Consider the following 5852-nt stretch of genomic DNA (forward strand, 5'->3'; position numbering starts at 1 on the left):
GGTCGTTTTCGATATCTTCTGCAAGGAGACGAAGACCGATATTTTCTGGGTCAAAGGCTTCTCCACGGTCAAAGAAGATTTCTGTATCTGGTCCAGAAGGTCCTGCACCGATTTCCCAGAAGTTATCCTCGATTGGAATCAAATGACTTGGATCCACTCCCACTTCAATCCAGCGGTTGTATGAATCTTTATCTTCTGGATAGTAGGTCATATAAAGTTTTTCAGCTGGGAAATCAAACCATTCTGGGCTTGTCAAAAGCTCATAAGCCCAAGTGATCGCTTCGTCACGGAAGTAATCTCCGATAGAGAAGTTCCCCAACATTTCAAACATGGTATGGTGACGTGCAGTCTTCCCTACGTTTTCGATGTCGTTGGTACGGATGGCTTTTTGGGCATTGGTAATACGTGGATTTTCAGGGATGATGGTTCCATCAAAGTATTTCTTAAGAGTTGCTACCCCAGAGTTGATCCACAAAAGAGTTGGGTCATTTACAGGAACCAAACTCACTGATGGTTCTACTGAGTGACCTTTGGTCGCCCAGAAATCAAGCCACATTTGGCGTACTTGTGCACTAGATAGTTGTTTCATATTGTCTCCTTATTTACTTGTTTAATGTGATTGGCTTTCCAGCATCTCCACATAGTCAATCGCGACGCAGAGGGAAATGACTAGGTCTGCATAAGCGTCCTCCAGAACCGTTACGGTATAAGCAGAGGTCAGATGGAAGAGTTCTTTCTTGATTTCCGCAATCAGCTGATCGCGATCATCCAGCAATTTGAAGGCCAAATCCCAGATATTGCCCTCGATACGAAGACCTAGATTATCAAACTCATACTTATCTCGCCAGAAGGTCAACTTCTTACGAATAACAAAACTCGAGCCATCCCGAAGCTGAATCTCGAAACGAGGAAGTAGGGTCAAGATTTCCTTACTGATCTGACTGACTTTCTCACCATAGGCATCATAGATGGTAAAAGTCTTAGGAATTTGGAAAAAAGATCCCTCCACCTGATAGGCGATTTCTCCCCTGTCATCCTTGATAGCGAAGCGTTCGCCTCCAAGACGAAACTTTTGTTTGACAAGAAATGTTTTCATCAACACCTCCAAAAAATCAAAAGACAAGCTCATATCACGAAGGGCGAAAAACCGCGGTACCACCTTCATTCAATGAACTTGTCATTCTCTTATTCTTATGCAATTGTTAAATTGAGTAGCATGACTTTCTAGCTTAGATGGCTCGCAGCACCGCCATTTCTCTGGACTAAGACAACTGAAAATCAATTCTCAACTTTCTTATTATATCGTTTTTTGGGTTCCGCGTCAACTGGAAATGATTCTTGTGAGATAGACACTGTCATTAGCGTTTGATTTCCCCCAAAACTTACTACCATCTTATCTGCTATACATATCTTGCTATAATATTTATTTTTGCATAGCCACGATTTCTCTATTCCTTCCTCTGATGATTCTTATTATGTGACTTTCAGTCCGTCTCGCTCCGTTAGGTGCGAGGCAAAAGAACTACCCGCTATGCGGGTGCGTGTCGAAGGTTATACCCAAAAAACTCCAAACGCGATACAATAAAGGTGTTCAAGCCAATTGTAAAGCGAAAGGAGAAAAATATGGCACAAAAGGCACATAGTTTATCACACACAGAGTGGATGTGTTCTATCACATTGTGTTCACCCCTAAGTATAGACGAAAAGTCATCTATAATCAATATCGAAGTAGTTTAGGCGAAATATTTCATCGCTTGTGTAGTTATAAAGGAGTTGAAATTATCGAGGGTCACTTAATGCCAGACCATGTACATATGTTAGTAAGTATTCCACCAAGGATAAGTGTTTCGAGTTTCATGGGTTATTTAAAAGGAAAAAGTGCACTCATGATGTTTGACAAACACGCTAATCTCAAGTACAAGTTTGGGAATAGGCATTTCTGGGTGGAAGGTTATTATGTAAGTACAGTAGGTCTTAATGAAGCTACAATTAAGAAATATATTCAAGATTAAAGAAATGATCCAGTGGATGATTTCTTCACGAGTATGAAAATTTGAAAACGAGTAAAGCATGATATAGCACTAGATAAATTAAGTGTAAAAGAATATGAGGATCCCTTTAGGGATAGTGGTAAGTAATACTAAAGCCTCTTTAAGAGGCAAGTGACGAGTCAAGAGCAATAAGGCTTGAACAACGTGAAAGCCAGCGTCTTTAGGCGCTGGCTGGTAATTTGGGCTTATAGTCCTGGTTCAAACCACCCGTTAGACGGGTGGTCATGATTTCCAGCGTCATGCTTAGGATTGCTATTGGCTTCACAGTTAGCTGGTGCCCACAACGGACTTACATCTCAGATATCTGATATACCTGTCATACTCAAAATAGCTCTCTAAACCAAATGAACTATCTGTCGTATAATGTAACAATTCTAGCCCCCTGTATTTTTTCAACCTTCAATAGCTTAATGGGGGTTTGGTTCATTTCATAGTGTTTTGCACTACACCCTTCTGGCAACTCAGCCTGTATTTTTCTTCTAAAAACTGAAACAGGATAGCAAATATCAGTGTTCTTAACCTTCTTATCATATTTATCAAACAAAAAATAAAATTCTTTATCTCTATGTTGAAAATGCAATAAATACTTTGCTTTAATCTTCGACCCAATGTTATTTGGGTCAAAATAGTACAATCCCTTTAAATTAACACTTATATTTTCTAGCATCGTATAAATTAAATTCAGAGAAGTTGCTCTAGATAAAAATGCAGCCTTATGCTGAGATGTATCTTTATCTAAATCATAAAAAGTGATATGATTCCCCAAAATTTGGTTATATATCCTCTGAGCCCCATTACCATTGAAGCACTTAACTTTATCTATTCCTTTTAGTTTGTGCAAACCTATAAGATGATGAAAATTTGGTTCCGTGAAACTTAATTCAATATATTTTTCTGTAGTTTGTTTGGAGACAGTCTGAGTGATAGTAAATTTGTATTGAGTATCCATCAACGTTCTGTAACTAAGAATTAAATTTCTTAACATACTGTACCTTTTCTCAAAAAAATAAAGAGGCTATTTACACCTCTTCCTACGATATATTTATTCACCTGCTTGCGGAAAATATATAAAACCCAAATAAGCCTATCTACGAACTACGGACCAAAACAGACCGACCAGTAATTCTTTGGCTACGCTAAAAGCGATAGTTTTCTTCTACGAATCTTATTATATTAGATTCTTAACAATTTGTCAATCAAAATCAAAAAGCTGCTTCTTATTTAGGAAAAAACGAACCAGCTCTAACTGATTCGTTTTCTTACGTTCTACTCCTACTTCCGATACATTTTAAACTGTAGGAAGAGGTCGCTATATTTGCCTGTCCATTTATGGTCAAATTTCTCATAAACTTCTAGGTGTTTCATGGTTTCAGCATCTGGATAGAAGGCTTTGTCTTCTTTTTTCTCCTCTGGGAGTAATTCCTTGGCTGGTAGGTTTGGTGTTGAATAGCCGACATACTCTGCGTTTTTGAGAGCATTTTCAGGTTTCAACATAAAGTTGATAAAGGCATAGGCTGCATCTTGGTTTTTGACTGTTTTGGGAATGACCATATTGTCAAACCAAAGGTTGCTGGCCTCTGTCGGTACCACATAGCGTAGATTTTCATTTTTTTCTAGCATTTGGCTAGCTTCACCAGAGAAGGTCACACCAATAGCAGCATTGTTCTGGATCATGTAGCCCTTCATCTCATCCGCCACAATAGCCTTGATATTTGGAGTCAGTTTGTAGAGCTTATCAACTGTCTCTTCCAACTGCTGGGTATCCTTGGAGTTGAGGCTGTAGCCGAGGGAATTTAGTCCGAGTCCCAGCACCTCACGCGCCCCATCAAAGAGCATGATGGAGTTCTTATACTCTGGCTTCCAGAGATCATCCCAATGCTCAGGCGCTTCCTCTACCATGGTTTCATTGTAGACAATTCCCAGTGTTCCCCAGAAATAAGGAATGGAGAATTTATTGCCTAGGTCAAAGGACTGGTTGAGGAACTCTGTTCCGATATTTTCAAGACCTTCAAGTTTTGAATAATCAAGCGGAACCAAGAGATCTTCGTCCTTCATCTTGTTGATCATGTATTCACTAGGAATAGCAATATCGTAGGTCGTTCCACCCTGCTTGATCTTGGTATACATGGCTTCATTGGAGTCAAAAGTCTCGTACTGGACTTGGATTCCTGTTTCTTCTGTGAATTTCTCCAAGAGTTCAGGATCGATATAATCACCCCAGTTGTAAATGACCAGTTTTTGACTATCTCGACTATTGATTTTACTATCTAGATGCGTCGCAATTCCCCACAAGACCAGGATAATGGCTACAATTCCTGCTAAAAATGAATAGAGTTTTTTCATGCTTGCTCCTCCTTCTCACGTGAGATAAAGTAATATCCAACCACTAGGATAATACTAAAGAGAAAGACAAGGGCAGAAAGAGCATTGATTTCTAGCGAAATCCCCTTACGAGCACGAGAGTAAATCTCGACTGACAGGGTTGAAAAGCCATTTCCCGTTACAAAGAAGGTCACAGCAAAGTCATCTAGCGAATAGGTGAAGGCCATGAAATAACCTGCAATGATAGACGGAGTCAGGTAAGGAAGCATAATTTCCTTGAACATCTGAAATTGACTGGCACCAAGGTCATAGGCTGCATGAATCATGTCACCGTTCATTTCCTTGAGTCGAGGCAAGACCATCAAGACCACGATAGGAATGGAGAATGCCACATGACTAGAAAGAACTGTCAAAAAGCCAAGTGAAAACTTAAGCTGGGTAAAGAGGATCAAGAAGCTGGCACCAATCATAACATCAGGCGCAACCATGAGGATATTATTGAGTGAAAGAAAGGCTTCTTGGTATTTCTTACGAGACTGGTAGATATAAATAGCTCCAAAAGTCCCGATAATGGTCGCTATCAAGGCTGACAGGAAGGCCAAGAAAAAGGTCTGTGTCACAATTAGCATAAGGCGACCATCGCCAAACATGGTTTTAAAATGACTCAAACTAAAGCCTGTAAACCTGTTCATGTCGTTGCCTGCGTTAAAGGCATAGCCAATCAGGTAAAAAATCGGCAGGTAGAGGACAAGAAAGACCAGTCCCAGATAAAGGTTGGCAAATTTTTTCATCGTTCTCTCCTTTCCTTGGTCACCCACATGGTGATGAACATGGTCAGAATGAGAATCACACCAATGGTTGAACCCATACCGTAGTTGTCATTTGTTAGGAAGTTCTGCTCAATGGCTGTCCCCAGAGTAATAACGCGGTTTCCACCAATCAAACGGGTCAGCATGAAGAGGCTCAAGCTTGGGATAAAGACGGATTGGACACCACTTCTTACCCCGTTCATAGAAAGAGGGAAGATGATATGACGGAAGGTCTCCCACTTGGTCGCACCAAGGTCATAGCTGGCATTGATGAGATTGTTATCCATATCGTCCAAGACATTGAAAATGGGCAAAATCATAAAGGGAAGCTCGATGTAGCTTGCGACAAAGATAAAGGAGAAATCGGTAAAGAGCAACTGCTGTGAACCGATTCCGATGAATTCCAAAAATTGGTTAATAGAGCCATTCTGACCAAAAATCCCGATAAAGGCATAGGCTTTAAGGAGCAAATTAATCCAGGTTGGCAGGATAATCAGCATGAGCCAGAGTTGACGGTGCTTGAGACGGGTCAAAAAGAGGGCTGTTGGATAGCTGATAAGTAAGGTCACAAAGGTTACAATCCCTGCATAGAGTACAGAGTTGAAACTCATTTTGAGGTAGGTCAAGTTTTGTGACGCAAAGTAAGATTTATAGTTTTCTAAACTGAATT

Annotated in this window: 6 protein-coding genes and 1 pseudogene; 1 reads left to right on the plus strand and 6 read right to left on the minus strand. The window is 40.3% G+C overall.

The features are described from left to right. Together RWM06_RS09070 and RWM06_RS09075 are read right to left on the minus strand one after the other, a co-directional pair. Positions 1-589, minus strand: a 589-nt coding sequence (locus tag RWM06_RS09070; RefSeq protein ID WP_313970882.1) for an alanine--tRNA ligase-related protein, incomplete at its 3' end; no start/stop codon positions are given. 21 nt (positions 590-610) lie between these two features. Beyond that, entirely contained in the window at positions 611-1096 is a 486-nt protein-coding gene (locus tag RWM06_RS09075; protein ID WP_313970883.1) for an LURP-one-related/scramblase family protein, read from the minus strand. A gap of 527 nt (positions 1097-1623) precedes the next feature. Between RWM06_RS09075 and tnpA the strand changes: the two are divergent. After that, a pseudogene (gene tnpA / locus RWM06_RS09080) lies at positions 1624-2138 on the plus strand (IS200/IS605 family transposase). A 262-nt stretch (positions 2139-2400) separates the two neighbouring features. Here the strand turns inward: tnpA and RWM06_RS09085 are convergent. The 4 genes from RWM06_RS09085 to RWM06_RS09100 form a co-directional block, all read right to left on the minus strand. Further along, the gene (locus RWM06_RS09085; protein WP_313970884.1) at positions 2401-3036 is read right to left on the minus strand and encodes a PBECR4 domain-containing protein; all 636 of its coding nucleotides are present in this window, start codon (positions 3034-3036) and stop codon (positions 2401-2403) included. A gap of 287 nt (positions 3037-3323) precedes the next feature. After that, on the minus strand, positions 3324-4394 hold the full coding sequence (locus RWM06_RS09090; RefSeq protein WP_313970885.1) for an ABC transporter substrate-binding protein: 1071 nt from the start codon (positions 4392-4394) through the stop codon (positions 3324-3326). Next, complete coding sequence (locus RWM06_RS09095; RefSeq protein ID WP_084929727.1) at positions 4391-5164, minus strand: ABC transporter permease; 774 nt, start codon at positions 5162-5164, stop codon at positions 4391-4393. Before RWM06_RS09095 ends, RWM06_RS09090 begins: the two co-directional genes overlap by 4 nt. Further along, positions 5161-5852, minus strand: a 692-nt coding sequence (locus tag RWM06_RS09100) for an ABC transporter permease (protein WP_313970886.1), incomplete at its 5' end; no start/stop codon positions are given. The genes RWM06_RS09095 and RWM06_RS09100, both read right to left, overlap by 4 nt.

The sequence above is a fragment of the uncultured Streptococcus sp. genome (assembly GCF_963516575.1).
Classification (GTDB): domain Bacteria; phylum Bacillota; class Bacilli; order Lactobacillales; family Streptococcaceae; genus Streptococcus.

Coding starts and splice junctions, on each gene's coding strand:
- RWM06_RS09085 (WP_313970884.1), bottom strand. CDS start 3,036: ATGTTAAGAAATTTAATTCTTAGTTACAGAACGTTGATGGATACTCAA.
- RWM06_RS09090 (WP_313970885.1), bottom strand. CDS start 4,394: ATGAAAAAACTCTATTCATTTTTAGCAGGAATTGTAGCCATTATCCTG.
- RWM06_RS09075 (WP_313970883.1), bottom strand. CDS start 1,096: ATGAAAACATTTCTTGTCAAACAAAAGTTTCGTCTTGGAGGCGAACGC.
- RWM06_RS09095 (WP_084929727.1), bottom strand. CDS start 5,164: ATGAAAAAATTTGCCAACCTTTATCTGGGACTGGTCTTTCTTGTCCTC.